Here is a 26,190-nt window from a genome sequence, read left to right as displayed (position 1 = left end):
CAAGGGGCAGCAATGAACCAGGACGAGCTGCTCGGTCGGCTGAATGCTTTCGAGTGGAACGACTTCGAGTGCAAGCGCGCGCAACGCGGCGTGCCGGAAGACGCCTACCGAACCGTTTCGGCCTTCGCCAACACGGCCAGCGGCTGGCTGGTGTTCGGCGTGAGCGAGCGCCAGGGACAACTGGAAATCACGGGGGTCGATACGCCGGACAAGGTGCAAAACGACTTCCTCGCCGTCCTGCGTAGCGGTCAGAAATTGAACCGCGTAGTCGCCGTCGACGCGCATAGGTTCGAAATCGATGGCAAGCACGTCTTCGCGTTCCACGTACCGGAAGCGTCGCGAGCCGACAAACCGATCTACATCAGGGGTGATCTGCGCGAGAGCTACATCCGCCGCGGCGCCAGCGACGAACGGTGCACGCACAGCGAACTGGAGCGCTTTCTGCGCGATGCCGCTCAAGACCGCTATGACGGTGTGGCGCTCCCTGATATTCCTGTGGATCGCTGCTTCGACCTGGCGACGGTCGAGTGGTATCAGGCACAGTTCGCCCGGCGCAATCCTGAACATCCGGAGGTCACCGATCCGATCGAATTTCTGCTGAACTGGAACTTCATTGTCGAACGCGACGGCCGGATGCTACCCACCCGTGCAGGGGTGCTGCTCTTCGGCGACGGACGCTATGTGCGCCAGATTCTGCCGCGGCCGGTGTTGGATTACCAGCGTATCGACACGCCCTTCGACCAATGGTCGGCAGAGAAGCGCTGGCACGATCGCTACGTTTTCGAAGAGAACATCTTCCAAACGTGGCGGGGGTTGGTTAGCCGCTACATGCGGATTGCCGAACATCCGTTTTCGCTCGACCCCGCCACCTTGCGGCGCAATGACGATCCGCCCGACTACGTGGCCTTCCGTGAAGCGGCGATCAACCTGATGATCCACCAGGACTATGGCGATCAAGGCCGCAAGGCATCCATTCGCCTGTTTAGTGACCGCACGATCTTCTGGAACCCGGGCTATGCGTTCGCGACCGAGGCGGAGTTGCTGGATCCGACCGAGAAGGAGGTTCGCAACCCGTCCATCGTGAAGGCGTTCCGCCGCATCGGCTTGTCGGATCAGGCGGGAACGGGGATCCGGGCCATCTTCCGCAACTGGCACGACCTCGGCCGCGTGCCGCCGCAGCTGAAGAACGACAAGGCCCGCAAAGAGTTCGAACTGGTGCTCATCAACAAGCCCCTCGTCAGCGAGGCGATGCAGCGGTACCGCCAGGACATCGGCGTCAACCTGACCCGTGAACAGGCCGATGTTCTGGCGCTGGCGCTCGAAAGCCCTGACGGCGGCCGCATCAGCTTGACCGACATCCGCGGGCTGGGCGTGAGCACTACCCAGCAGGCCAAGGAAATCGCCGATTACCTGGTGCGGCAGCAATTGCTGCAACCGGTCGGCGAGGCCCTGTTCGAGGTACCGGACGCGCTGCGACGGCGATTCGCCGAAGCGACCGAGCAAGTCACCCCGCATGTCACCCCCCAAGTGCCCCCGCAAGTCTCCCCCCAAGTCCTGGCGCTGCTGGCAAAAGTATCCGGGGAGATGGCGCGCCAGGAATTGATGGAGGCCCTGGGGCTGAAAGACCGCAAGCACTTCGGCGATGCCTACCTCCAGCCGGCCCTGGATGCGGGCGTGCTGGCGATGACGATTCCCGACAAGCCGCAGAGCAGCAAGCAGCGGTACCGCCTGACCGAGTTGGGGCAGGCGTCGCTCAAGAAGGGATGTGCATGAGCGACGGCTTCGGTAGCGGCGACTGGTGCTGGCATGCACGCCAGGCCACGCCCTGCCGCGTGATAGACAGACAGGATGTATGGGGCGAAACCGCCTACCGCGTCTGGCTGCCCACCAGCGACGCGGTGTTACGTGCGCGGCCGCAGGACTTGGCCAGGCTCGACAGCATTCAGCCAACGGTCGAGGGCATCCTCCATACCGCAGCGGCGGCCAAGCTGCTGGACGCCTTGGAAGACAAGCTCTTGCTGGCGCCCATCCAGTCCAGTGTGGTCCCCTTGCCGCACCAGCTCTACGCGCTCAACCGCGCCATGAGCCGTGGCCGCATCCGCTACCTGCTGGCGGACGAGGTGGGCTTGGGCAAGACCATCGAGGCTGGGCTGATCCTGCGCGAGCTGAAGTTGCGCGGTATGGCCAAGCGCGTGCTGGTGGTGGCGCCCAAGGGCCTGGTGCGCCAATGGCAGGCCGAGATGCGCCTGCACTTCGGGGAAAAGTTGCAATTCGTCGACCCGGCCGAACTCGCTGCCTTCCGGCAATGGCGAGTCAACGCAACTGAGGACGAGGAAAACCTCTGGCGGCTGCACGACCAGGTGATCTGTTCGCTGGATTCGGTCAAACCCATCGAAGGCCGCAGAGGCTGGAGCCTGGAACAGCTAAACAACTACAACCGCGAGCGGTTCGAGGATTTGATTTCGGCCTCGTGGGATCTGGTGATCATCGACGAGTCGCACCGCATGGGCGGCAGCACCGATCAGGTGGCGCGCTACAAGCTGGGTGCCGCCCTGGCTGAAGCGGCACCCTACCTGCTGCTGCTGTCGGCCACGCCACACCAGGGCAAGACCGACCAGTTCCTGCGCCTGATGCAGTTGATTGACCGGGATTCCTTCCCGGATGAAGGCAGCGTCAGCCGAGATCGCGTGCGACCGTTCGTCATTCGCACCGAAAAGCGCAATGCGATCGATGCGGAAGGGCAGCCGCTGTTCAAGCCTCGCGTCACGCGGCTCCAGGCCGTGGCGTGGCAAGCCCGGCACGGCGCCCAGCAGCGGCTGTATGAAGCCGTCACCGACTACGTGCGCCATGGCTACAACCAGGCATTGGCGGCCAAGCAGCGGCACATCGGATTCTTGATGATCCTGATGCAGCGGCTGGTGACGTCCAGCACGGCGGCCATTCGAGCCACGCTGGAGAAGCGGCAAGCGCTACTCAATGAACCCCAGCTGCAGGCGCCTCTGTTCGATTCGACCGAGATGGACGAGTGGGCGGAGCTGGACGGTCAAAGCCAAGTGGACATCGCGGTTCAGACTTCCGGCTGGGTGCAGGAGAAGGCCGAGCTTGACTTCCTGTTGACCCTGGCCCGCGAAACCGAAGCGCAAGGCACGGACGCCAAGGCCGAAGCCCTGTTGGAACTGATCTACAAGCTGCAGCAGGAAGAGAACGACCCAAGCATGAAGGTCTTGATCTTCACGGAGTTCGTGCCGACACAGACCATGCTGGCCGGTTTTCTGGAAAGTCGTGGCTTCTCGGTGGCCTTGCTCAACGGCAGCATGGATCTCGATACACGCGCCAAGGCGCAACAGGCCTTCTCGCGCGACGTCCGGGTTCTCGTCTCGACCGATGCTGGTGGCGAAGGCTTGAACCTGCAGTTCTGTCACGTCGTCGTCAATTTTGACATGCCGTGGAACCCCATGCGCATCGAGCAGCGAATCGGCCGCGTGGACCGTATCGGCCAGCGCCATGTGGTGCGCGCCATCAACTTTGTCCTTGAAGACACGGTGGAACACCGTGTCCGCCAGGTGCTGGAAAGCAAGCTTGAAGTCATCGCGCAGGAGTTCGGCGTGGACAAGGCATCTGACGTGATGGACTCGGTCGAAGCGGAGCCGCTCTTCGACGAGCTGTTCGTGCAGGGTCTGCAGGACCCGGACTCCATCGAAAATGTGTGCGACGCCGTAATTACACATGTCCGCGACAAGGTTGCCGACGAGCGACAGAATACCGACTTGCTGGCAGATGCCCATACGCTGGATGCCATTGAGGCTCGCAAATGGCGCGACCACCCAGCGCAGTTCTGGCTGGAACGTGCCATCACCACGGGTCTGCCGGCACGCGGCGGAAGTGCCGTGAAGAAAGGCGACGCATGGCGCATCAAGTGGCCGGACGGCAGCGAGTCGACGCAGGTTTGCTTTGACGCCAGGACGGCGGAACAGAATCCCGATCTGGAATGGGTCACCCTGGAGGACCCTCGCGCCAGAGCGGTGATCAGCGAACTGTCACGCTGCGTGGCCGGGCAATCGCTGGCGGAGATCACGATCACCGGCTTGCCCGAGACTGTGCAGGGTGTCTGGTCGCTTTGGGAGATCAGCCTTTCCGCTGAGGGTCTCAGCCGCAAGCGCTTCCTGCCAATCTTCGCAACGGACGACGGGCGAACCTTTGTGCCCACGGCCAGGCGCATCTGGGATCTGCTGTTGACTGAAGCGATCGAGATCAAGGGCGCCGCCGGCACCGAGCAGGCTGTGCAATGGTTCGAAGCCTCCATGACTGCTGCCAAGACTCAAGGTGAGCGCGTGTTCTCTCAACTGCTCGATGAGCACCGCTCGCGGCTGAAGGAGGATCGGGAGCGCGCCAAGTACGCCTATGACGCCCGTTATCAGGCCATTGATCGAATTGGCTTGCCAGCCGTTCGCGAGCATCGCCGCAAGCGGCTGAATGCCGAGCACCGGACGCGCATGGCGGCACTGGACGATGCAGATGCCGGCGTGCCGGAGCTCAACGCGGTGATGATGCTTCGGGTGGGTCCGACATGAGCCGATGGATTGACCGCATCCTCAAGGAGTTTCCGGCCGACCTGGCCCGTTTGTGGATTGCCGCCGACCCCGACGACGTACTGTTGGATGAGCAGGTACTTTCAAGCCTGCGTGAGCGTGGCTTCGAGCTGATGCCCTTCGAGGACTCGGTCGCGTTCCGTGCTGAGTATGAAGATCGCTACCGCTGCGCGTGGGACCGTGGAGAGACAGCGCCAGCCAGGTCACTTGTGCTGCACCTGCGCGGCACCAACACGAGTGACCTCCCCTGGGACTACCTCAGGCAGGCGCGTCGCGTGAGCCTGAGTCTTGCCGACCTGTTCCCGAAACTCAGCTATTCGGTCGTTCGGCAGATCGGCACTGAACACCATGAAGGGCTATTCGCTGCGCAGGCCAAGCACGCGCCGCAGGCATTCGGTGAATCAGCGACCAAAGAGTTCGTTCTGACGCACATTTTCAAAATCAGCCCGCACCTGATTTCGCGGCCTGAGGACCTGTGGCGCGAGTTGTTGCGACTGCACTACCGTGATTCCCCATTGCCGGCGGTCCTGGCTGCGCATATGGCCCATGTGCTTGGCGAACATGCGGAGTTCAAGGGTTTGCCGATCGGCGAACTGTTCGGGTCGAAAAGCGCCTCACTTCGCGTGATCCAGGATGCATGGTATCGCTGCCTCTCGCGCCTTGGCGTGACCGGGATACGTACCGGGGAGCCTACGCCGGCTGATCTTGTAGCTACCGCAGAAGTGCCGTTTGAGCACCCGGACGTGCGAGCAATCATCGACTCGATGTTCCTGGACGGGCTGCTCCACCCGCTTGCCGTTCAGGGGCTGCCTGCCTGCATTCCGGAGTGGGCGAAGGCCGGTATCGTGCGCGACCCGTTGGCACTGCGCGATCTCGTAGCGGAGGGCATCAAGGGCCTTCTCCAGTCACTGCCAAAGCTGGAATCGTCTCACCGCGACTGGGCAAACCTGGCCCGACGCTTGGGTGAGGTTATCGCCCGCTTCCACGCCTTGGACTCGGCTCGTGCCGAAGGGCTGAAGCCCCTGATCAGCGAGCTGCAAGGCGCTACCGATGAGCGCTTGCGGGAGTGGGTAAGCAAGCACTACGCTGACTTGCCATCCCTGCCCGTGGCGAATGGTCCGGTCATGGTTCACCACGTGCCGCGCTTTCTTTCCATGCGACGCAGCGCTGGAGAGAACAAGATCGCGCTACTGGTGTTCGATGGTCTTGCCGTCGACCAGTGGGTCCAGATCCGGGAGGCTCTGGCCAGACGCACCCCGAAGCTCGGCTTCGACGAGAGCGCGTGTTTTGCCTGGCTGCCGACATTGACGTCGGTGTCCCGACAGGCGCTGTTCTCCGGACTCAAACCACGAGAGTTCGCTGACACGATCGACACGACTTCACCAGAGCCGACCCAGTGGTCCCGGTTCTGGCAGGACCAAGGTTTGCGCGCCAATGAGGTCCTGTACCGCAAGGGCATCAAACGTATCGAACAATTGGCTGATCTGGATGCGGGCCTGTCTGAAGCGTCAATCAAGATCGCTGGCATCGTGGTCGACACCGTGGATGAGTTCGTTCATGGTTCCGTGCTCGGCAAAAGCGGCATCGCCACCCAAATCGAGGGCTGGTGTGAGACGGGTTTTGTCGATCGTCTGTTCTCGCTGCTACTCGACAAGGGTTTCAACGTTTACCTGACTGCCGACCACGGGAATGTGGAGGCGGTCGGCCAGGGTCGGCCCAACCAAGGCGTAACCGCAGAGATGCGCGGCGAGCGCGTCCGAACTTACCGTAGTGATGCCCTGGCCACAGAATCGGCTGCGGCCAATCCGAATAGCTACCGTCTGGATATCGCTGGACTGCCTGCGAACTTCATGGCCCTATTCGCTGGCGGACGTACAGCCTTCATGCAGCGAGGAGAACCTGCCGTGGTACACGGCGGCGTCTCGGTTGAAGAGCTGTTGGTGCCTTTTATCAAAGTAAGGTATGTGAGTTGACTGAATGAGTCCGACTGCCCCACAAATTGGCTTCGACCGCTTCATCCAGCTCGATTGGGTGGCTGCGGCGTTGAAGGTGCGTGCCGGGTTGGCCAACCTCGATGAACTGAATGATCTGCTGGATGCCGCCGGCCTTGGTTTGGCGGCCAGGAAGAAGACTCGCACGGTTTTGAACCGGCTTTGGCTTGAACCGCGAGTAGACCTTGTCGATTTCGCTAACCGTGGCGCCGAGATCTTCAAGGCAAATCCGGGTGTCTCCGTCGCAGCGCTGGCTTGGGGAATGGCGATCGCAACCTACCCGTTCTTCGGCAAGGTCGCCGAACTGGTGGGCCGTTTGTCAGCCTTGCAAGGCGACTGCAGTTCCGCAGAGGTGCATCGGCGGATGAGCGAGATCTACGGCGAGCGCGAAGGTATCTACCGCATGGCCAATATGGTTCTGCAGTCGCAGGCTGGCTGGGGCGCGATAGAGCGAGTGGAGAAAGGCAAACGGTTAGTTCGCTGTCCCCCGATTACTGTGACCCAAAATGAGCCCGCCGTTTGGCTCGTGGAAGCAGCGCTACGCTACGCAGGAAGGGCCGTGTCAACGGCGTCGCTGCAATCGATGGTAGTGCTTTTTCCATTCGTTCTCGACCAGTCATTGGCTTACATGGTCTCGAACAGCCCGCATTTAGAGCTTCGATCTGAGGGAGCAGGTACGCAGTTCGCGTCACTCCGCGAGTGAGGACGTCCATTTCTCTGCACGACAATGCGCTCTGTTGGCGCCAACCACTCTTCAGCGACAAGGCTCGGTGGTGCACCAAGGACCAGGACCTGGCTGGCCCACGTTGCCACATCAAATTCGCGAACTCCGCGAGCACTCGCGGCAGGCGCGCAGTGGGGGCGTGAGGTCCCAAGTGCCCCAATGCCACAATTTGCAGATGCAAGCCGCAGGATTAAAACCACCAGCGAACGATGGCCTCACTGAGACTGCCGATCAGTCACCCCGAAGTGGAAGTCGACTTCCTTGCGCGCGGGCGCCCATATCGTAACGCGCATGTCATCCTGCCGAAACACTTTCCCATGCGCGTTGCCGGCGTCTGTCTTCATGCTCGCAAAGTTCGCATCGAAGTTGCGCATCTTGACCCCTCTTTAACAACTCTTTGTCATATTGCGGCCTTTTCCGGGCTGCGGCGATTGTAAGTCATTGATTCTCAATAGGCCGCATTTCTGAGGCGCAATGTTGTGCCATAATAGTTTTTCAAGCCTAGTTTTTCCCCTTGCATTTCTTGTACGATCGTGGGCATGTATATCCGACAGACACGAACGAACAACAAGGTCACCGGCGAGGGCTACTTCACCTTTCGGCTGGTGCGGGGCGAACGCGTCGCAGGCAAGGTCCGTCAGATCACCCTGCTGAATCTCGGGCGTAATTTCGCCATCAAGCAGGAGGACTGGCCGGTGCTGTGTCGTCGCATCGAACAGCTTCTGCATCCCCAGGAAGCGCTCCTGCCACTGCCCTGCACGGGCCCTATCGAAAGCGCAGCCCAGCGCTACGCGGGGCAACTGATCGTGCGGTCGCCGATGAGCGACTCGCCGCCGGCGGCGGAGGCCAGTGAGCCCTGCGGAAAGCCGCGTCCGCCGGTGACGTTCGAGGAAGTCGATATTGACTCGCTGCAAGTGATGCAGCCGCGCTCGGTTGGCGTCGAGCACGTCGGTCTGCATGCGCTGACCGAACTGGGCATCATCGACCAATTGCGAGAGTTGGGCGTCAATGGCGTGCTGCGGGCGTCGATTATCGGCAACCTGATCGGGAGAATGGGCCGCCCGGGCTCCGAGCGGGCGACCTGGAGCTGGCTGCAGAAGCAGAGCGCCTTGGGCGAGCTGATCGACGTCGACTTCCTGTCGATGTCGCACATGAGTCTTTACCGTGCTTCGGACGTCCTGATGAAGCATCGGGAAGTGATTGAAGCGCGCTTGTTCGGCACCGTTCGCACGCTCTTTGGCCTGGAAGAGACGATCACGCTCTACGACCTGACCAACACGTATTTTGAAGGCGAAGTTCCGAGTAATCGCAAGGCCAAGCGTGCCCGTTCCAAGGAGAAGCGCAGCGACTGCCCGTTGGTGACGCTCGGCCTGGTGCTCGACGGCAGTGGCTTTGTGCGCCGCTCGCAGACCTTCGAAGGCAATGTCAGCGAAGCCGGCACGCTTGCTGGCATGCTGACCGGACTGGACGCCCCGGCAGGGGCGCTGGTGATCATGGACGCGGGCATCGCTACCGAAGCCAACATCGCCTGGCTGGTCGAACATGGCTATCGCTACCTGGTCGTTCGTCGCGGGGGGACCCGGCAGTTCGATGAAACACAGGCGGTCACGATCGAGACCGCCGACGAGCAACCGTTGCGGCTGCAAAAGGCGCTCAGTGAAGACGGGAAAGAGCTGCAGTTGTTTTGCCATTCACCGGGTCGGCAGCTCAAGGAGGAGGCCATGCTCGAATCCTTCAGCCAGCGCTTCGAAGCCGGACTGCAGCAAATGCAGGACGGCCTGGCCAAACCACGTGCCGAGAAGCGCCCCGACAAATTGCACGAACGACTCGGCCGGCTGAAGCAGAAGAGTCGCGGCACCAGCCAGCATTACACGGTGGACCTGGTGACGGACGAATCGGGCAAGCGGGTCACCGGGATCACCTGGCAGAAGGTGCCGCGCGAGGGGAGCCAAGCGACGCACCCGGGCGTCTATTGCTTGCGCACTAATGAACTCGACTGGGACGAGGAGCGGCTCTGGCGCACCTACACCCTGCTGACTGACCTGGAGAGTGTGTTTCGCAGCCTCAAGAGTGAGCTGGGCTTGCGGCCGGTCTTTCATCACAAGGAAGAGCGCGCCGACGGCCATCTGTTCATTACCGTGCTGGCTTACCAGTGTGTGCAGTTCCTTCGCCTAAAGCTGAAGGCGGCGGGCATTCCCGACAGTTGGGCGACCCTGCGCGAAACCCTCTCGATCCAGCGCCGGGTGACGACGACTTTCCGGCAACGCGATGGCCGCACGCTGCACGTCCGCAAGGCCACTGCCGCCGAGCCCGAGCTGATGGCGATCTATCGCGCCTTGGGCGTCAACTCAGACCCCGGAGGAACCCGAAAACTGGTCGCCTGACACGAAATTACGCGCTTGTTGTGCCATTAGAGATTCAAGTGCCTTGCAAGCAGTTGATTATGCAAGAGGTTTTTTTGAGAATGTTAAACACGGGTTGAGTTCTTCCGTGCAGTACGCGTTCAATTTGGAGAACTCAACTTCGCCGCCGCGCTCCAGTTGCAGGAACGCGCGGATTATCTGATGGTTGATTTGATGTGGCCGACCAGCCCAGAGTTCGATCCTTCTCAGTTTCAGGAAGTCGTCATCGCCAAGTGTCGGCTCGGCCGTTGAGGCCGGATCACGTACTGCTCGTCTCGTTTTTGGGCCACCAGCGTCATATTTGACATGACAAGCATGACACAAGAACTTGAACGTGCCCGCGATGGGCAAGTGGGATTCAATGATTCTTCGCTCAATCAGTTCGAGATCGCAGTCGACGACGCCAGCCTCATTGATGTTGTCGTAGAGCGCAGCCTCGATGAGCGTGCGGCGATCGCGGCCGTGAATGTGTGCGGAATGCAGTTCGGCCTTGACCCCACAGTCTTCACAGACCCCGCCCAAGCGATTTCTATGACTACGCGCCGCGTAGTTCACGGCGTTACGAACTCTGGGGCCGATGAAGTGATGGAACTCCTGAATCGTGCCGACGAACCTTGCCATTACGCTATTTCCCAATCGTTGCCGAGACTCAGTGGACTTCGTACTGGAGTCGATCTATTCGTCGCCCAAGTTCCATGGTTCCACGGTGCCAGACCAGCGCCATCGCGTGAAAGAGAGCGTTCGTCGAGGCCATGCCAGGGGAATGCCATAACCTGCCGCGACACGCCCGCATGGTGCACTTTTTTGTGAGGAAGCCGCCCGGCCCCATAACGCCGAGGTCAGGCTCTAGGACTTCGAGATCGCGGCTGGCTGGGCCAGCCTTTACTGCGAAGGGCAGTATAGGTGCTACATCCACTGCGGGCAAACTGCGGTTGGGTGGAGGTAAACCGAGCCACAGTCGCGCTCCTCGCCACAATAGCGTCGGCGTGCTATTGTCGTGACAGTCACGGTTTGTTACTGGAGCTTAAAATCACCAACGAGATAACCGCAAACGTGAAGCGTGGCAGACCACTCACGGGCAAGCTGCCGATGAACCCCGCCGAGCGCAAGCGGGCGCAGCGGATGCGCGATCGCCGCGCGGCGATCGAAGCCATTGGCGATGAGGAGAATGCATCACTGCGGGCCCTTTTAACGATGCTTGGGCGCGTTGAAACGTCCGACGCTGCCAGATGAGTGCGGTCAGCCAATTTGATGTTCCGATGTTCACGTACGGTGATGGTTGCGGCGATATGCTAAACGCACTAAGTGTCGCTCGATCATGGACGACAGTCGGGCAAGAGCGGCCCAGGCGAGTCGATCCTGGGGCTCTGCCCCAGACCCCGCACTCGCCGTGAGGCAGCCGTCGGGGATGTAAAACCCCCATCCCCGACAACTGCCTTGAGCGTCGGCGCCCTCCAGGGCGTCAAGGGGCTTTCGCGGCATAAACGCGGCGATGAAACATGCCGCATTTATTCCACGGTCCCCGTGACCCCCTTCCGAGCGCGGTTCGAGGGATTTGCCAACATCTCAAGAAGCCATCGATTGGCGCACCAGCGCGGGATTCGAAGCAGCGAAGGACATCGTCAGCCTCGAAATCAGCGACCCGCCACCGCACGCCGTGGCGCCGGCCTCTCGGGTTGGGCAAAGACCTCCAGATAAAGCTTCTCGTCGAGTTGGGGAAGGTCACGCTGCGCCGCGGCGGCGAGCAGTTCGGCGGCGAGCGTCGTCAGGATGCGGTAATTTCCTGCGGCGTGATCGCACAGCGTGTGTTGCAGCGCCGGTGTCATCAGACTGGCGTTACCGGCGCCGGCGAGCAGATGGCTCAGGCAGGCGAGCAACTCCTCGCGGCTGGCGTGTTCGGTGGCGAGCCGGGTGCGAATACGCGAGCCCAGCGGGATCAGTTCCTCGCGCCGCAGCTTCTCGATCAGGCGCGCATCGCCCGCCAGTACCACACACAAAAGCGGCTGTGAATCGAACCGCGCACTGGCCAGAAGACGTAGTTCGCAGAGCACCGGCGGACTCATCTCCTGCGCCTCGTCGACCAACAGCACCGCGCGTCTTCGCGTCGTCTCCAGATGCGCGAACCAGACCTCGCGCAAGGCCTTGAAGCCACCCCAGCGGTTATGCGGGCGCAGGGGCACAGCAAAGATATCGCCCATCTCGCGATAGAAGTCGGCGAGGTTGCTCTGCGGGTGATTGATCGCGCCCACCGTGATATCGGGCAAGCGCGCGAGACGCTCCGCCAGGAGGCGCAAAGCAACGCTCTTGCCGGTACCCGGGTCGCCATGGATCATCGCAAAGCCCCCCTCGCGGATCTGGGCCTGCTCGATCCGCCAACAGAAATTCTCGATCCGGGGCGGCACGTAGATCGCCTCGGTCGGCAAATCCGGGGAGAAGGGATTCCACTTCAGCCCATACAGGGCAAGGAGTTTCTGGTTCATGCGGGGTCCTGGTCGAGGGGTGGCAAGTACGCAGGCGGCAGGCCGGTGGCGGCGTAATCGGCGAGCAACTGGCGGAGCAAGGGCGCCAGGCCCGACGACGGTAGCGGCGACAGATCGGGGGTCACCGGCGTCAGGCGCCGGCGCTGGCCATCGGCGTTGGCCGACTTGTCGAGTGGCTTGACCGGGCAAAGAAGCCCACCGCTACGCGGATCGACCAGATCGACCCGTGTCAGATCCCAGCGGGCGTAACGCAGGTGAAGCACGGTGAGATGGCGATAACGGGCGGGAATCTCGAAGCGTGCTCCGGCCAAGCTCACCGTGCCATCGGAGCGCCGTTGCCGGCGCGCCACTTCGATACGGAATGCGGCAGACAATGCTTCCGTCGTCGGGCAGTCGCGACGGACATTCGGGCCGGCAAGATAACGCGTCAGCGGCGTGGTCTCGATCTCGGCATGGCGCGTGCGGTGATATTCCTGTTCGACCCAGGCTTGGGTCGCCTGATTGAGGAGATCGAGCGTCAGCGAGTCCTCGCCTTCCAGCATGGCCATCAGGCGCCCTTCGACACGGCCCCAGAAGGACTCTTGCTTGGCGTTTTGGTAAGGGGAATATGGCAGCGTCGTCTGATGGACAATGCCCAGACAAGCCAGGCCGGAGACGGTTTCATCGGCCAGCATGGCGGCGCCATTGTCGGTCATCAGGGCACGGGGCAGCCCTCGCTTCATGAACGCTTGCGACAGTCCGTGTATCAGGCTCTCGGCCGTTTCGTCGAGATACCACTGCAAGTGGCAGACGAGCCGCGAGCGGTCGTCGATCACCCCGAGCAGCAGCGGCTTGACCCAGTTCCCCGCACGTGTCAGCACCTTGCGTTTGGCGTGATGGAAATCGAGGTGCCAGAGGGCCGACACTTGATCGACTTCGAAGCTCCGGACCTCCAGCCGTTCGAGGCGGTCACGGGCCAGTAACGCCCCTTCGGTGGCGCGCTTGGGATGGGCTTGTCGGAACATGCCCTGCGCCTTGAGGTAGCGTCGAACGGTGGGGTAGGACGGCAAGGGTGAGTCGCTGCCCGCCAGTGCGACGCGCAGGTTGTCGAAGTGCAGTTGTGCGGTCCAGCCGGGATGTTCGCGGTACTGGGCGGTCAGCACCTCGACGGTTCGTGGACTCATGCTGGGGAAACGGCCGATGTTGCCGCGCAGTTGGTTTCTGAGCGTGGCGACCGGGTCGGCAGCGCGCCGTGCTCGGTAGTACCAGCGCTCCAGCGTCGACTTACCGAAACACACTTCGAGTCCCGAGAGGGGGTGTCGCCAGCGCTTGACGGCGAGCAGGGTCAAGGCGGCCTGCAATTCGCCGGCGGCCGGCGGTGCGGCCAGCAAGGGGCCGATGATCGAGAAGCGCAAACGCGCCCAGCGATCGCGTTTCAGCGGATCGATAGTGGAACTCAAGAAGGTCTCCCAATGTGGCGGCGCCGACGGCGCTCAAACCAGGAGCGAAGGCTACAAAGCCTCGATCAGGATGACTATCAACATCTTCTGCGGGCGATCAGCGACCCTCAGGCAAGTCGATCGGCCTGACCGTGAGGGGCGACAGGAAAACCAGGAGTCGCATCAGGGCTTCTTCGGCGTTTCCCGAAAACCGTTCGAGCAGGCTGGCGGGGAAGAGATCGCTGACCACAGGGGGCATGAAGTGGGCGCAGGTGGCTTGCCAGAGCGAGGTCTGCGGAAACTCACCCTGCCACCAGTGGCGCCAGCGTCGCAGGGTCAGCAACGGGACGTTGAGGGTTCCGGACAGTCGCGTCGCCGCTGGGTTCTGCCCGGCATGCCGGGCAGAACCCAGCACCACCGCCAGCGCGAGATATACGCGCCGACCGAGGAAACGCACCGACATCGAGGTCGTGCGCCGCCGGCAGCGATGGCAGCAGAAGCTGAAGCGCGACTCGAAATCGCCGCGAACCTCGCTCAGGCAGGCGCGCGGCTTGCGTGGATAATTCGCGCGGTGCAGAACACCGCCGCACCGGCAACCGGCGGCGTGTGTCTCGCTGGCCAGTTCTTCATCGATGCGCAGCAGCAAGCGGAAAAAGTTGGGCGATTGCAGGAGGGCGTGGCACACTTGAATGGTCTCTTGGCTTGGTAACCAGAGACTCCCCCAAAGGGTTCGTTTGTTCAAGTTCCCCGAGGGGGGTCACCTGCTCTCCATCACGCTGCGTGACCAGAAAACCACCAAACACCATCACGAGCGGTGACCGTACTCACCAGACGTTCCGCACGACGGGCCTGGGCTGAAATCGGCCGACGCTACGGATTCGTGACTATCACGAAATGAGGTACGACCATGGAAACGATTGAGAGCACGGCGTTGAGCAATTCTGCGGTGGTCCCGTTCCAGGCGATAACCGAAACTGCGCCAGCACCGAAAGCAGGAGCATACGATGGGGTGCGCTTCAACGCCATGAAGCACGGCATTCTGTCCAAACTGGCTGTGCTGGCGCACGAAGATCATGCCGAGTTCGACGACTTACTGGCGGCGCTGATTGACGAACACCGACCGGCCGGCATCACCGAGCGGCACCTGATCGAAGAGCTGGCGACCATCATCTGGCGCAAGCGGCGGGTGCTGCTAGCCGAAGGAGCGAAGATCAACGAGGGCTTGAAAGCGGTGGTGAACAATTCGAAGTCGGTCATGGCCTCGGCCGCCCCTTTTCAGCGTGGCCTCGCCAGCGACAACAGCCGGTTTTCGGACCTGATGACCCAAACGCCCGAAAAGATCGCCGAGACCGAACGCAATGCGGAGCTTGACCTGGCAGCAGCCCGCAAGGCGGCGGCGACCCTGCGTAAAGGCGGGGCGAATGCTTACGAAAAAGCCTTGCGCGTGCTGCGGCAAGATTCGCGCGACTGGTGGCAGGATCAGATCGAAGACGAGGAATACCCGGCGACCGCGGAAGGGCTGACGCAATTCATCCGTGAATTGCTCGAACCCATGTGGATGCGCGTAGCAGTGGAAATCCGACAGATTCCGGCGATCAAGGCCCAGACATTTGGCGAAGGGCTGCAAGCGTACCGACTGGAGAAGCTGAACCGATACGAAACGCACCTCGACCGCAAATTCGAACGCACTTTGGCGATGCTTTTGAAGCTGAAAGAACTTCGCAGCAAATGAAAACAGCGCCAATAAGGGCACGCCACAAAGTAGGCGCCGCAGGGCTTCCAGTCAGTTTGAGTACGCACCACACAGAAAATCTGCCGAATGATTTCGGCAAAATCGAGAAATCAGCAAATGGGCGGAATTGGTAGCGGGCGGCGGTACCAGGGTGGCAAGGCCACCACCGACGAGTATCGGGCGCTTGACGTGCGACAGCTCCAGCGCGCTGGCCGCCTGACACCCGGCCAGTCGTTCGGCTGGTGCTGGTCGCGCAACGGCGAAGTGGTCGCGCAGATTGATGTGCGAACAGCAGTGAGTGGGCTGGTCTTGAATTATCGCTATCGGATCAGCGGCGGCGAGTGGCAGGCGATAGAACATGCGGTCAGCGTGACCCATTCCGACTGTGCCAATATTGGCGGGCGGCGAGCGTGGTTCGTTTGTCCCGCACAAAGGTGTGGGCGGCGTGTTGCACTGCTCTACGGGGGGGCGGGCATATTCGCTTGCCGGCACTGCTACCGACTGGCCTATGCCTCCCAACGGGAAGCCGGCGACGATCGCGTAACGCGAAGAGTGAACTGTATCAGGCGTCGATTGGGCTGGCAGGAAGGCATCCTCAATCCGCGGGGGTGGAAAAAGCCGAAGGGGATGCATGCGCGCACGTTCGAGCGTCTGGCCTGCCGGCATGATGCTCTGATCGAGGTAGCACTCGCGGGGCTGTCCGCTCGAATCGATCGCATGTGCGGGCGGCTTGGTCGCATTCAGGACGCTCTGTGCGGCGGGCACTGAATCTGTTTCGCAAAATCGCTGCTTCAGTCACGAGCCATGCGAACTAAAACTGGTCAGCAATACGAACTTTCGCCGTTAAAGCTCTGGTCCGCCCTCCGGCGGCGCCTTACCGCCTGTGGGCAAGACAAAGCGACGCCGCAGCAGTGGATTGGCACCATTCGCAACCTGCAGAGCAAAGGGGTGAGCGCTGTCGAGATTGAATGGTCGAATGTTATCCCCGCGCTGGAGAAATCCCCGCACCCCTCTCTGCAGATTGACCAACTGCTCGCTTTCCTTGCGCACCACCCACCTTGCGAGCTTGAACTCCAGCGCTACGTAACCGACCGGTATGTGCCGACCGTCCGCTACGAGAAGCAACTGCGACCGATCGAGTTGCCGCCTCTCACGATGAGGCGCGGCCGACACGAACTTCGTTTGTTGCATTTCATAGATCGAACCTTCGGGCTTTGCATCTGGCTCCATGTGGAAGTTGATGTTGGACTGTTTGGACGGAATCGATACTGGTCCTTCTCCGTTCCACGCGGTCGCAAGAAACTGGCTCCGCATCCAGTAAACCGGTGGTTTCCCAGCGCTCGCGAGGCTATGGCATATGGGCGGCGGCTAGTTGACCACATGGCGCAGCGTTTGGCTGCAGAGGGATTCTACGGCCAAGTCAAGAGCCTCAATAAGTACGTGCCCTATGTCCTCCCCGGTGGCGAAAACTACACCGAGTGGCTGATTAGCGCGCCGAATCTTTCCACGAAGTACCGGGGGCCTCACTTCGACGTCCCCAATATCATTGCCCACGTGCGCACCACCGACCGTTTTACGCTTGAACGCCTGCGCCTGCTCTTTCTCGAAGAAATCCAGAGCGACTGGAATCAAGAACTTCGCCATGCCATCCAAGAAGGGAAAACGCGACGGTCGGCAACCGACACAGAAGCCGACATCCTCGATTGGGATGACGACGTGGAACCTCCGCCCCTTAACCCCTACCTGCATCATTGGCTCGATGCCGGGCTGAAAATGATGCTCCTGCTGGCCGCCAATCAGGGCTATGCGGGAATAGCTTGGTTGCCGGGGAGGCTTCACGCCAAGCGCTTCCCCTGGGCAAATGCTGATGGTCTGAAAACCTTCTACGACCGAATTGTTCCCGCCGCAGTTGCGAAGCTTGGCCGATCATGGGGTGTGGAATTGGTTGAAGCGCAGCTCTCGCCGTCTACTCGCAATTTCGGGGTACGCAAGGTGCCCCAGGCCGAACGGTGGTCGGTCGTAAACCTCGACTCTGGACAGGTTGAGGACGAGCAATTTCTCAATTGGGAGAAGGCCGAGGAGTTTCGGCGGTCGAAGGAGACCACGGCCTTGGAAAACGTGACAGCCCTCTATCTATCAGATCAAATTCGGGCCGACATCCGGAAATATGGTCTCCCTCAGCTGGGGGCAGTGGGGAAGAGGCTAGGATAGATGGTGTGGGCAAAGGTGCCAGCGCTCGTTTCACAGGGCAAGGTGAAAGCGAAAGACACGAGCACCGATTGATGACGACATTGAAATGCCGTTTCGCCGATAGACACCATCAATCCACAGGCAGAGACGGCGGCGGCTGAGAGCAGTGCCGTAGCAGCGCGAAAGCGGCGAAATACGCGGCTTGCGGTAGTCCCTGCTAACAGATAGAAAACAGGCGTCGTGTGCCACACTCTCAACGGGAAAGCTGCAATCAAGGATGCTTGCCAAAGAGATTGCCAACCAAGGCGCTGGCCGGGCGATAGTGCTTGGTGACTGCGGCGGCAACTATCGAGCGGATGCTTACCAAAACGGACCTTACCAGTCAGGCCGTGGGCGTCAGCACTGAACGAGCGGGCTCGGTACGGAGTTGCTGTAGCGGAATTGCTCGACAGAATTCGAAATCTGGAACGGGCGGCAGCTCGACGATGCCGCTGAAGTACGCGCAGCTTGGGTAAAACGGCGCCCCGTCGAAGATAGCGAAGAAGCCGGCTTGGTTACGGCAAACGTAACCCCGGCGTAACCCCAACAAAAAGCCCGACCTTGTTGGCCGGGCTAAATGTTTGATTCTTTGGTGGTGATGGGTGGAATTGAACCACCGACCTATGGGTTATGAATCCATCGCTCTAACCGACTGAGCTACATCACCTCAGGGCGGCAGATTATAGGACCCAGCCCGCCAGGGGTCAAGCCGAACGATACCGATAGTCGACGCCATCGTGCAGCGCCTGGCGAACGGCGGCCGAAAATTACATCAGCACGATGTCGTACTGTTCCTGCGTATAGCTGGGCTCGGCCTGCAGCGAAATCGGCTTGCCGATGAAATCGGAGAGCATCGCCAGGCCGTGCGACTCTTCGTCGAGGAAGCGGTCGATGACCGCCTGGTTGCCGAGCACGCGGTATTCGCGCGCGTCGAACTGGCGCGCTTCGCGCAGCAGTTCGCGGAGAATCTCGTAGCACACGGTACGCGCGGTTCTCACTTCGCCGCGGCCTTCGCAGGTTGGACAGGTTTCACACAGCACGTGCGCGAGCGATTCGCGCGTCCGCTTGCGCGTCATCTCGACCAGACCCAGCGCCGTAAAACCGTTGACCGTCAGGCGCGTATGGTCACGCGCCAGCGCCTTGTTGAACTCGCTGAGCACTGCCGAGCGATGTTCTTCGTTCTCCATGTCGATGAAGTCGACGATGATGATGCCGCCGAGATTGCGCAAACGTAGCTGACGGGCAATGGTCTGCGCGGCTTCGAGATTGGTCTTGAAAATGGTGTCGTCGAAGTTGCGCACGCCGACGAAGCCGCCGGTATTGACGTCGATGGTGGTCATCGCCTCGGTCTGGTCGATGATCAGGTAGCCGCCCGACTTGAGATCGACCCGGCGGGCAAGTGCTTTCTGAATCTGGTCCTCGACGCCGTGCCGGTCGAACAGCGGTCGCTGCCCGGTGTAATGCTCGAGCAGGGGCGCAACAGTCGGCGTGTACTCGGCGGCAAAGGTGGTCAGCCGCGAGAAGTTCTCGCGCGAGTCGATGACGATGCCGGAAGTTTCGGGATTGACGAAGTCGCGCAGCACCCGCTGCGCCAGCGACAATTCCTGATAGAGCAGCGCGGGCGGTGCGGCGGTGGTCGACTGGGCCTGGATATCGCGCCAGGTCTTGCGCAGGTACTCGATGTCCTTGGCCAGCTCGGCTTCGCTGGCGTTCTCGGCCATGGTGCGCACGATAAAACCGCCCGGTTCGTCCTCGGGCACCAGACGTGAGAGCTTTTCGCGCAAGGCTTCACGTTCAGCTTCTTTCTCGATGCGCTGAGAAATGCCGATGTGCTTCTCCTGCGGCAGATAGACCAGCATCCGCCCGGCAATCGATACCTGCGTGGACAAGCGCGCCCCTTTGCTGCCCATCGGATCCTTGATGACCTGCACGAGGAGGCTCTGGCCTTCGAAGAGCAGTCGCTCGATCGGCCGCAGCGGTTCGTCATTCTGCCGCGGCTCGCGGATATCGGCGACGTGCAGGAAAGCGGTACGGTCAAGGCCAATCTCGATGAACGCCGATTGCATCCCCGGCAGGATGCGTACGATGCGTCCGACATAGACGTTGCCGACGAAGCCGCGACTGGCGCAGCGTTCGATGTGCAGTTCCTGCACGGCGCCCTGATACATGACCGCAACGCGGGTTTCCTGCGGGGTGAAATTGATCAGGATCTCTTCAGACATGGGCTGGTGCTCTGGAAAATGGGGCGAGAAATACGGTTAGAATCGCGATTCGCCGCATTCTACTCTTAGTACCCTGTCACGCCCCCTCCCCGGATTCCTGCCATCTCAGCCTTGATCCCTGCTTCGCCCTCCACCGCGACCTCTCCCGAATTGCTCGCTCCTGCCGGTTCGCCGACGATGCTGCGCACGGCCTTCGCCTACGGCGCCGATGCCGTCTATGCCGGCCAGCCGCGTTACAGCCTGCGCGTGCGCAACAATGCCTTCGGCGATCTCGACACGCTGGCCACTGCAATTGGCGAAGCACACGCCGCCGACAAGAAACTGTACGTGGTCAGCAACGTCCTGCCGCACAACCGCAAGGTGCGTACCTACCTGGCCGACATGGCGCCGGTCGTGGCGCTCCAGCCCGACGCGCTGATCATGGCCGACCCGGGGCTGATCGACATGGTGCGCGAAACCTGGCCGGAAATGCCGGTGCATCTCTCGGTGCAGGCCAATACGGTCAACTTCGCGGCGGTACGCTTCTGGCGCAAACTGGGGATCAGCCGCGTCATCCTGTCGCGCGAGCTGTCGCTCGACGAAGTCGCCGAGATTCGCCAGGAATGCCCGGAGATGGAACTCGAGGTCTTTGTGCATGGCGCCCTGTGCATCGCCTACTCGGGCCGCTGCCTGCTTTCCGGCTACTTCAACCATCGCGATCCCAACCAGGGTAGCTGCACCAATTCGTGTCGCTGGGATTACAAAGTGAAGCCGGCGGACGCCGAGGCGGCTGTCGGCATGGGCGCCGGCCACGCGGGCAGCGCGGCCGGCATGGCTAACACGGGCAGCAGCAGCGGCGAATGGCTGCTCGAAGAGAAGGAGCGCCCGGGCGAGCTGATGCCGATAGAAGAGGATGAGCACGGCACCTACATCATGAACTCGAAGGATCTGCGCGCCGTCGAGCACGTCCGCCGCCTGGTCGAGATCGGCGTCGACTCGTTGAAGATCGAGGGGCGCACCAAATCGCCCTACTACGTTGCGCGCAGCACACAGGTCTACCGGCGCGCCATCGACGACGCCGTTGCCGGCCGCCCTTTCGACCCCAGCCTGCTCGGCGAACTCGAGGGCCTCGCCAATCGCGGCTACACCGACGGCTTCTATCAGCGCCACCACGAACACGAAATGCAGAACTACCTGCGTGGCCACTCGGAGTCGGGACGCAGCCTCTACGTTGGCGACGTCATCGACTGGAACGCGGCGCGGGCGCTGGCGCTGATCGACATAAAGAACCGCATCTCGGTCGGCGATCGGCTGGAGATCATCCACCCCTCGGGCAATCGCGTCATCACGGTGGAGCGCATGGAAAACCTCGGCGGTGCCGAAATCCGCGTCGCTCCGGGCAACGGCCACAAGGTGTGGATTGCTCTGCCAACGGAACTGCCCGGCGCGATGCTGGCGCGCTTCGTCTCATCCTCCGGCCAGCAATGAAGCAGCCGGCGCACCTCTTTGTCGACATCTCGGCGCATGGATTCGGTCATCTGGCGCAGGCGGCGCCGGTGCTCAACACGCTCAGCAAGCGCTTGCCGGAACTGCGCCTGACCATCCGCAGCGGCCTGCCCACCGACAAGCTGCAGGCACGCGTCATGGCCGACTTCACCCACCTGCAGGAGCGCAGCGACTTCGGCTACGTGATGCACGATGCCGTCAGCCTCGACCTCGAGGCGACGGCGCTCGCCTATCGCCGTCAGCACGCCGACTGGGACCGCCTGGTTGATCGTGATGCCCGCCTCTTCCGCGAGCTGCAGCCCAATCTGGTGTTCAGCGACGTTGCCTACCTGCCGCTGGCCGGTGCCGCACGCGCCGGCATCCCGTCGGTGTCCATGTGCTCGCTGAACTGGGCCGAGCTCTTTGCCCATTTCTTCGCCAGGGAGGAGTGGGCAGAGGCCATTCATCGCCAGATGCTGGACGCGTATGCAAGTGCCGAGTGCTTCCTGCGCGCGACACCGGGAATGGCCATGGCCGACCTGCCACGGCTACGCCCCATCGGCCCGCTGGCCGCACTCGGCAACGACTGTCGGAAGGCCCTGCGCGAACGGCTGGGCAGCGGCATGGACGAGCGCCTGGTCCTGATCGCTTTTGGCGGCTTCGAGAAGGAGCTGCCCATTGCTGCCTGGCCAGCGATCCCCGGCGTACGCTGCTTGATTCCACAGGCCTGGCAGCTCACACATCCGAGCGTCAGCGATTTCGAACCTCTCGGGCTATCGATCGCCGATGTCTTGCGTTCGGTAGACGCGGTGCTTACCAAGCCCGGCTACGGCACTTTCGCCGAAGCCGCCTGCAACGGCACGCCGCTGCTCTACCTGCGCCGTGAAGACTGGCCAGAGCAGGATTTCCTGATCGACTGGCTGCAAACGCACGGCCGCTGCAGGGAAATCAGCGCTGGCGAGCTGCTTGCCGGTCGGCTGCTGCCCTCACTCGAGGCCTTGTGGCGCCAGGCCGCGCCGCCGATTCCGACGCCCTCGGGCGCTGAAGATGCGGCGGCGGTGCTGCTGCCATGGCTAGGGCTGAGCACTCGGCAGGCCTAGCTGGCAGCCGCGCCGACACCGATGCCGACACGAAGTGCGGCGGTGATGGGCAGCATTCATGTGGGGGAATCGGCACACACCTCGCCCACCTCCTTGTGGCGTGCGCCGGCCAGGCGCCAAATCTAGCGACGGCGGCGAAGGGTGAAGCCAGCGAGCGCCAGGCCGAAGAGCGCGAGCGTCCCCGGTTCGGGTACCGTGCCGTACAAGGCGATACCATCGTTGATGCATTCCTCGAAGAAATGCGCCGTGAATTTCCCGCCAGGCAGCGCGGCGAGGTCAAAAGAGAAGCCGAAGATTTGTGGGCCGACGGCACCAAAGTGGGCAAAATCAAGGCCCAGGTTCTCTAGTTGGATTTTGTTGAGCGAACTGATAGCCGACACCAGGGCGCCGCTGGCAATGTTGGCATAGATGTCGCGATTGCCGAAGTAGTTGGTCACGTCGGTGGTCGAGCTCAGGTCACCCATGCTGCCCGTGGGCCGCCCGAAGCCGGCATCGTAGTAAGCCTGCAAGCTTGCGTAACCTTGGTTCGCCAAGGTCAGATTGACGACGCTCAGGTTCTTGAACAAGCCAAGGGTCGTATTGCTGACGCCGGGGGTGCCGTTGCCAAGCGAGTCGTTGGCACTGGCAAAGCGAATTCCGAACACTCTGGGGTCATTGAACTCGCCTGGCGTGTCGAGATTGTGCGACGAGAAGTTGAGATAGAGATCGCCCGGGGCAATGCTCCCATTGCGGGCACCGGCGTTGGTCACCCCCGCCAGCGGCATCCCGCCACTGATCGCGAAGTAGCCGGTCGAGCCGATCTTGCGGAAGGCCAGGCCACGCTCTTCGTAAGACGCCCCACCGGAGCCGTCAGTAAACGAGTCGATGGCGTAGTTCCAGTCCTGGTAGACGGTGCCTGCGCTGGCGTCGGAAGCACTGACCGCCAGGGCGGCGAAGCCAGCCACCAACAAGGCGGGAGCGAGACAGCGGCGGATGCGGCCAGCTACGGTCGACCTCGAGCAGGCCTCAGGCTTGCGAGAAGAGATATTCATGGTACGATTCCGTTCCGAAGTAACTGAATGATGGTTTTTCAGACCGCGCTTCAGGGGGCACAAGCACACTAGGCAATGACCACTAATCATTGCCGTGCCAACCGAGGACGCGACGCACATCCGCTTTTGAAGCCCGGCAAGGTTTCTCGGAGCGGGGAAGGCGAATCCACAGCCTGGCTCGACTTCGGAATCAAGTATCTCTCGTCGAGCCGGCAGCTGGTTATGAACTAAGTCACGGGGTCCGTCATCTTCAGCGCGCTGGCATGCTTTGCAGGAGCGGAGGGATTGCCGGACCCCGTGCCGCCTTCACGCGCGAGAAGGGATTCTTTCTGGCACCGATAGTGGCCCACGCTCGGCCAGGTCGCATTCGCGCTGGGGATGCGCGCCGACGACGGTCCGCTGCTGGTGCAGGGAGAGATTCATTCCTGCCTGCCTGGAAGAATCCTGCAGACCGCGAGCGCCGCTGTCGACGCGACAACCTCCGCAGGCGATCAGTCGTGAGCGCTTGTTACGGGCGACGCGAACCAACGCGAATCAGGCCGCCCTCACTGCTCCTCATGGGCGCTCAACAGCCGTTCGCAGTAGCGCGCGATCAGGTCGATTTCGAGATTTACCCGGCTACCGGGCTGCAAGCGACCCAAGCTGGTCGCTTCGAGCGTGTGCGGGATCAGATTGATGGTGAAGGTGGCGCCGTCTACCGCGTTGGTCGTCAGGCTGACGCCATCAACCGTGATTGACCCCTTTCGGGCGATATACCTGGCAAGCGCTTGCGGGGCGCCGATTTCGAGCAGGCGGTTGTCGCCCACCGGGTCGAAACGCAAGACCTCGCCGATGCCGTCGACGTGCCCGGAAACCAGATGCCCCCCGAGGCGATCGGCCAGCCGCAGGGCTTTCTCGAGGTTAACCGGGCCAGGTCCGGCGAGGCCAACGGTGCAGGCCAGAGATTCCGGGGAAACATCGACGCAGAAACACGGGCCCAGTTGATCGACCACTGTCAGGCAGACGCCGTTGCAGGCAATCGAATCGCCGAGCACGACGTCATCAAGGTCGAGCTTGCCGGCGTCGATGGTCAAGCGAACGGTTGCAGCGCCATCGTCACGAGGCGTAACGGCGGTGATTTGGCCAACGGCGGCGATGATTCCAGAGAACATAAAAAAGCCCAAGTAGAGTGGTGATTGCTGGATGGTTGCTGGGCGGAAGGGCGCTGGATTCTAGCATGCCGCCCCTTGCCGCCGGCCTCGCCCAGCTCTTGACTTCGCCGACCGAGAACAACAGCAAGGACAGCGATCAGCCGCCAGCCGATTGGCCCTTTTTCTCCGCGACGGGCGCTTCGGCAATGCTCGCCGACGGCGCACCTGGCCGAATCGGATCATCACGCAACCAGGCTTCGAGCAGAGTGTAACTGACCGCCAGGACCACCGGGCCGACGAAGATGCCGACCAGACCGAAGGCCAGCAAGCCGCCAATGACGCCAGCGAGAATCAGCAGCAAGGGCAGGTCGGCCCCCTGCTTGATGAGCAGCGGACGCAGGAAATTGTCCATGGTCCCGACGATTACCGTCCACACCAGGAGGAAAGTGCCCCAGCCGGTATCGCCACTCCAGTACAACCAGGCGACGGCCGGTGCCAACACCAGCGTCGGCCCAAGTTGGGCGATGCAGAGCATGAACATCAAGGCAGTCAGCACGGGCGCAAAAGGTACGCCGGCGATGGCCAGGCCAATGCCACCGAGTACCGACTGTACAAACGCCGTAATGCCGACGCCAAGGGCGACCGCGCGAACGGCTTGCCCAGCCAGCACGACGGCGCCTTCACCGCGCTCACCGGCCAGGCGGCGACCGAACCGCAGCATTTCGTCAGCGGCCTGTTCGCCGCCTGAATAGAGAACTGCGGACAGGGCGACGGTCAATAGAAACTGCACGAAAACCAGGCCAAAGCTGCCGACTTCTCTGGCGAACCACTTGGTCAGATTGCCCGCATAGGGGGCGATCTTGGCCGTCAGTTCCTGGGTTCCAGCCACCGCCAGCTGCATCCAGGCCTGGTCGAGCTTGTGCCCGATCAGCGGCAGGTTGGGAACCCAGTCAGGGGGTGGCGGCACCTCGAAGCTTGCGGCAAACCTCCCCCAACTGACGATGTGGTGAGCGTTCTCGACGAGGGTCGCGATGGCCAACGACAAGGGAACGACGAGGACCAGGAGTACCAGCAGGGTCATGACCATCACCGCCGGAGCACGCCGGTTGCCGAGCTGTCGCTGCACGCGCAGCATCACCGGCCAGGTGGCGACGACAACCATCGTCGCCCAGATCAGGGCCGGCAGAAACGGCCTCAGGATCCAGCCCGAAGCGGCAATCAGCACGCCGATGAAAAGGACGGCCAGGGTTGTTCGGGCGACTTCGGTTCTGGGGCTATTCATCATTCACTCTTCGGCATCGTGCTTCCGCTGGGAGGCTCCTGCTGCACGCGCCAGCGGGTCATGGCGCGCACGGATAACAGGAGAGGACAATCTGACGGGGCATGGTAGCGCAATCGACGCCCGCAGCGTGAGGGGCTGGCAACGCTCGCAGGGAATACGTGCGGTAAATGCACACTTGATCAGCGATCTGATTGACGCCGCCCTGCTCACCGTGCGCTTTCTGCCAGTCCGCTACACGGCCCGCTATCGAATCCAGCCGGACGACGGCAAGGCGCCGGATCTGCGCCAGCGAGAAACCAGCTGAGCGACGGCAGCATAGCTCGCTCGGCGCCAGCGCAACGCCTCTTGTGCTGGCACATGGCTTTCGCCTAAACACCTGATCGGCAAGACCTTTTA

21 protein-coding genes and 1 tRNA gene are annotated in these 26,190 nt (G+C 61.9%); 12 read left to right on the top strand and 10 right to left on the bottom strand.

The features are described 5' to 3' along the window. Positions 1-12: 12 nt before the first annotated feature. From QZ648_RS08000 to QZ648_RS07985, 4 genes are read left to right on the top strand one after another with little or no spacing between them, the layout of a single operon-like run. Entirely contained in the window at positions 13-1,773 is a 1,761-nt protein-coding gene (locus QZ648_RS08000) for a Fic family protein (protein WP_291996640.1), read from the top strand. Then, positions 1,770-4,571 carry a helicase-related protein gene (locus QZ648_RS07995; protein WP_291996639.1) on the top strand — a complete coding sequence of 934 codons (2,802 nt, stop codon included), beginning with the start codon at positions 1,770-1,772 and terminating at the stop codon, positions 4,569-4,571. The genes QZ648_RS08000 and QZ648_RS07995 overlap by 4 nt, the downstream gene beginning before the upstream one ends. Next, on the top strand, positions 4,568-6,562 hold the full coding sequence (pglZ, locus tag QZ648_RS07990; RefSeq protein ID WP_291996638.1) for a BREX-3 system phosphatase PglZ: 1,995 nt from the start codon (positions 4,568-4,570) through the stop codon (positions 6,560-6,562). Before QZ648_RS07995 ends, pglZ begins: the two co-directional genes overlap by 4 nt. A gap of 4 nt (positions 6,563-6,566) precedes the next feature. Beyond that, positions 6,567-7,283, top strand: a complete 717-nt coding sequence (locus QZ648_RS07985; RefSeq protein ID WP_291996637.1) for a hypothetical protein — start codon at positions 6,567-6,569, stop codon at positions 7,281-7,283. 236 nt (positions 7,284-7,519) lie between these two features. On the opposite strand, the gene QZ648_RS07980 is transcribed toward QZ648_RS07985, so the two are convergent. After that, positions 7,520-7,678, bottom strand: a complete 159-nt coding sequence (locus QZ648_RS07980; RefSeq protein ID WP_291996636.1) for a hypothetical protein — start codon at positions 7,676-7,678, stop codon at positions 7,520-7,522. Positions 7,679-7,843: 165 nt separating this feature from the next. On the opposite strand from QZ648_RS07980, the gene QZ648_RS07975 reads away from it, so the two are divergent. Then, a complete protein-coding gene (locus QZ648_RS07975) occupies positions 7,844-9,688 on the top strand; it encodes an IS1634 family transposase (protein ID WP_291995907.1) in 1,845 nt (614 codons plus the stop codon). A gap of 57 nt (positions 9,689-9,745) precedes the next feature. Here the strand turns inward: QZ648_RS07975 and QZ648_RS07970 are convergent, their stop codons facing one another. Next, on the bottom strand, positions 9,746-10,327 hold the full coding sequence (locus QZ648_RS07970) for a hypothetical protein (RefSeq protein WP_291996635.1): 582 nt from the start codon (positions 10,325-10,327) through the stop codon (positions 9,746-9,748). A gap of 390 nt (positions 10,328-10,717) precedes the next feature. Here QZ648_RS07970 and QZ648_RS07965 point away from each other — a divergent pair, with 390 nt between their 5' ends. Continuing rightward, positions 10,718-10,939: a hypothetical protein gene (locus tag QZ648_RS07965; protein WP_291996634.1), complete on the top strand. Its 222-nt coding sequence runs from the start codon at positions 10,718-10,720 to the stop codon at positions 10,937-10,939. A 401-nt stretch (positions 10,940-11,340) separates the two neighbouring features. On the opposite strand, the gene QZ648_RS07960 is transcribed toward QZ648_RS07965, so the two are convergent. From QZ648_RS07960 to QZ648_RS07950, 3 genes are all read right to left on the bottom strand, one after another. Continuing rightward, positions 11,341-12,186 carry an ATP-binding protein gene (locus QZ648_RS07960; RefSeq protein ID WP_169068220.1) on the bottom strand — a complete coding sequence of 282 codons (846 nt, stop codon included), beginning with the start codon at positions 12,184-12,186 and terminating at the stop codon, positions 11,341-11,343. Continuing rightward, the gene (locus tag QZ648_RS07955) at positions 12,183-13,625 is read right to left on the bottom strand and encodes a DDE-type integrase/transposase/recombinase (RefSeq protein WP_291996633.1); all 1,443 of its coding nucleotides are present in this window, start codon (positions 13,623-13,625) and stop codon (positions 12,183-12,185) included. Before QZ648_RS07955 ends, QZ648_RS07960 begins: the two co-directional genes overlap by 4 nt. 97 nt (positions 13,626-13,722) lie before the next feature. Further along, positions 13,723-14,289, bottom strand: coding sequence for a hypothetical protein (locus QZ648_RS07950; RefSeq protein ID WP_291996311.1), 567 nt, complete (start codon positions 14,287-14,289; stop codon positions 13,723-13,725). A gap of 222 nt (positions 14,290-14,511) precedes the next feature. Between QZ648_RS07950 and QZ648_RS07945 the strand changes: the two genes are divergently transcribed. From QZ648_RS07945 to QZ648_RS07935, 3 genes are all read left to right on the top strand, one after another. Continuing rightward, positions 14,512-15,336: a hypothetical protein gene (locus tag QZ648_RS07945; RefSeq protein WP_291996632.1), complete on the top strand. Its 825-nt coding sequence runs from the start codon at positions 14,512-14,514 to the stop codon at positions 15,334-15,336. Between the two features lie 117 nt (positions 15,337-15,453). Further along, on the top strand, positions 15,454-16,104 hold the full coding sequence (locus QZ648_RS07940) for a hypothetical protein (protein ID WP_291996631.1): 651 nt from the start codon (positions 15,454-15,456) through the stop codon (positions 16,102-16,104). 36 nt (positions 16,105-16,140) lie between these two features. After that, the gene (locus QZ648_RS07935; protein ID WP_291996630.1) at positions 16,141-17,547 is read left to right on the top strand and encodes a hypothetical protein; all 1,407 of its coding nucleotides are present in this window, start codon (positions 16,141-16,143) and stop codon (positions 17,545-17,547) included. Between the two features lie 608 nt (positions 17,548-18,155). On the opposite strand, the gene QZ648_RS07930 is transcribed toward QZ648_RS07935, so the two are convergent. Then, a tRNA-Met gene (locus QZ648_RS07930) sits at positions 18,156-18,232 on the bottom strand. Between the two features lie 100 nt (positions 18,233-18,332). Next, positions 18,333-19,787, bottom strand: coding sequence for a ribonuclease G (rng, locus tag QZ648_RS07925; RefSeq protein WP_291996629.1), 1,455 nt, complete (start codon positions 19,785-19,787; stop codon positions 18,333-18,335). Positions 19,788-19,901: 114 nt separating this feature from the next. On the opposite strand from rng, the gene yegQ reads away from it, so the two are divergent. Further along, the gene (yegQ, locus tag QZ648_RS07920) at positions 19,902-21,254 is read left to right on the top strand and encodes a tRNA 5-hydroxyuridine modification protein YegQ (RefSeq protein ID WP_169064899.1); all 1,353 of its coding nucleotides are present in this window, start codon (positions 19,902-19,904) and stop codon (positions 21,252-21,254) included. Next, a complete protein-coding gene (locus QZ648_RS07915; protein WP_291996628.1) occupies positions 21,251-22,351 on the top strand; it encodes a hypothetical protein in 1,101 nt (366 codons plus the stop codon). Before yegQ ends, QZ648_RS07915 begins: the two co-directional genes overlap by 4 nt. A 122-nt stretch (positions 22,352-22,473) precedes the next feature. On the opposite strand, the gene QZ648_RS07910 is transcribed toward QZ648_RS07915, so the two are convergent. The 3 genes from QZ648_RS07910 to ydiK form a co-directional block, all read right to left on the bottom strand. Further along, a complete protein-coding gene (locus QZ648_RS07910) occupies positions 22,474-23,382 on the bottom strand; it encodes a PEP-CTERM sorting domain-containing protein (RefSeq protein ID WP_169064881.1) in 909 nt (302 codons plus the stop codon). Between the two features lie 545 nt (positions 23,383-23,927). After that, entirely contained in the window at positions 23,928-24,533 is a 606-nt protein-coding gene (locus tag QZ648_RS07905) for a riboflavin synthase (protein WP_169064880.1), read from the bottom strand. Positions 24,534-24,669: 136 nt separating this feature from the next. Next, positions 24,670-25,794: an AI-2E family transporter YdiK gene (ydiK, locus tag QZ648_RS07900; RefSeq protein WP_169064879.1), complete on the bottom strand. Its 1,125-nt coding sequence runs from the start codon at positions 25,792-25,794 to the stop codon at positions 24,670-24,672. Positions 25,795-25,969: 175 nt separating this feature from the next. On the opposite strand from ydiK, the gene QZ648_RS07895 reads away from it, so the two are divergent. After that, positions 25,970-26,098 carry a hypothetical protein gene (locus tag QZ648_RS07895; RefSeq protein WP_291996627.1) on the top strand — a complete coding sequence of 43 codons (129 nt, stop codon included), beginning with the start codon at positions 25,970-25,972 and terminating at the stop codon, positions 26,096-26,098. Positions 26,099-26,190: the final 92 nt, after the last annotated feature.

Origin of the sequence: Candidatus Accumulibacter sp. ACC012, from assembly GCF_907163155.1 — a bacterium.
In the GTDB taxonomy this organism is placed as follows: Bacteria; Pseudomonadota; Gammaproteobacteria; order Burkholderiales; family Rhodocyclaceae; genus Accumulibacter; species Accumulibacter delftensis.
This window is presented reverse-complemented; position numbering and strand designations above follow the sequence as displayed.

What these genes read in the sequence shown, in the direction of transcription:
- QZ648_RS07905 (WP_169064880.1), bottom strand. Translation starts at nt 24,533, where the DNA reads ATGTTCTCTGGAATCATCGCCGCCGTTGGCCAAATCACCGCCGTTACG.
- QZ648_RS07945 (WP_291996632.1), top strand. Translation starts at nt 14,512, where the DNA reads ATGGAAACGATTGAGAGCACGGCGTTGAGCAATTCTGCGGTGGTCCCG.
- QZ648_RS07985 (WP_291996637.1), top strand. Translation starts at nt 6,567, where the DNA reads ATGAGTCCGACTGCCCCACAAATTGGCTTCGACCGCTTCATCCAGCTC.
- rng (WP_291996629.1), bottom strand. Translation starts at nt 19,787, where the DNA reads ATGTCTGAAGAGATCCTGATCAATTTCACCCCGCAGGAAACCCGCGTT.
- QZ648_RS07935 (WP_291996630.1), top strand. Translation starts at nt 16,141, where the DNA reads ATGCGAACTAAAACTGGTCAGCAATACGAACTTTCGCCGTTAAAGCTC.
- pglZ (WP_291996638.1), top strand. Translation starts at nt 4,568, where the DNA reads ATGAGCCGATGGATTGACCGCATCCTCAAGGAGTTTCCGGCCGACCTG.
- QZ648_RS07910 (WP_169064881.1), bottom strand. Translation starts at nt 23,382, where the DNA reads ATGAATATCTCTTCTCGCAAGCCTGAGGCCTGCTCGAGGTCGACCGTA.
- ydiK (WP_169064879.1), bottom strand. Translation starts at nt 25,794, where the DNA reads ATGAATAGCCCCAGAACCGAAGTCGCCCGAACAACCCTGGCCGTCCTT.
- QZ648_RS07980 (WP_291996636.1), bottom strand. Translation starts at nt 7,678, where the DNA reads ATGCGCAACTTCGATGCGAACTTTGCGAGCATGAAGACAGACGCCGGC.
- QZ648_RS08000 (WP_291996640.1), top strand. Translation starts at nt 13, where the DNA reads ATGAACCAGGACGAGCTGCTCGGTCGGCTGAATGCTTTCGAGTGGAAC.
- QZ648_RS07940 (WP_291996631.1), top strand. Translation starts at nt 15,454, where the DNA reads ATGGGCGGAATTGGTAGCGGGCGGCGGTACCAGGGTGGCAAGGCCACC.
- QZ648_RS07995 (WP_291996639.1), top strand. Translation starts at nt 1,770, where the DNA reads ATGAGCGACGGCTTCGGTAGCGGCGACTGGTGCTGGCATGCACGCCAG.
- QZ648_RS07975 (WP_291995907.1), top strand. Translation starts at nt 7,844, where the DNA reads ATGTATATCCGACAGACACGAACGAACAACAAGGTCACCGGCGAGGGC.
- QZ648_RS07960 (WP_169068220.1), bottom strand. Translation starts at nt 12,186, where the DNA reads ATGAACCAGAAACTCCTTGCCCTGTATGGGCTGAAGTGGAATCCCTTC.
- QZ648_RS07915 (WP_291996628.1), top strand. Translation starts at nt 21,251, where the DNA reads ATGAAGCAGCCGGCGCACCTCTTTGTCGACATCTCGGCGCATGGATTC.
- QZ648_RS07970 (WP_291996635.1), bottom strand. Translation starts at nt 10,327, where the DNA reads ATGGCAAGGTTCGTCGGCACGATTCAGGAGTTCCATCACTTCATCGGC.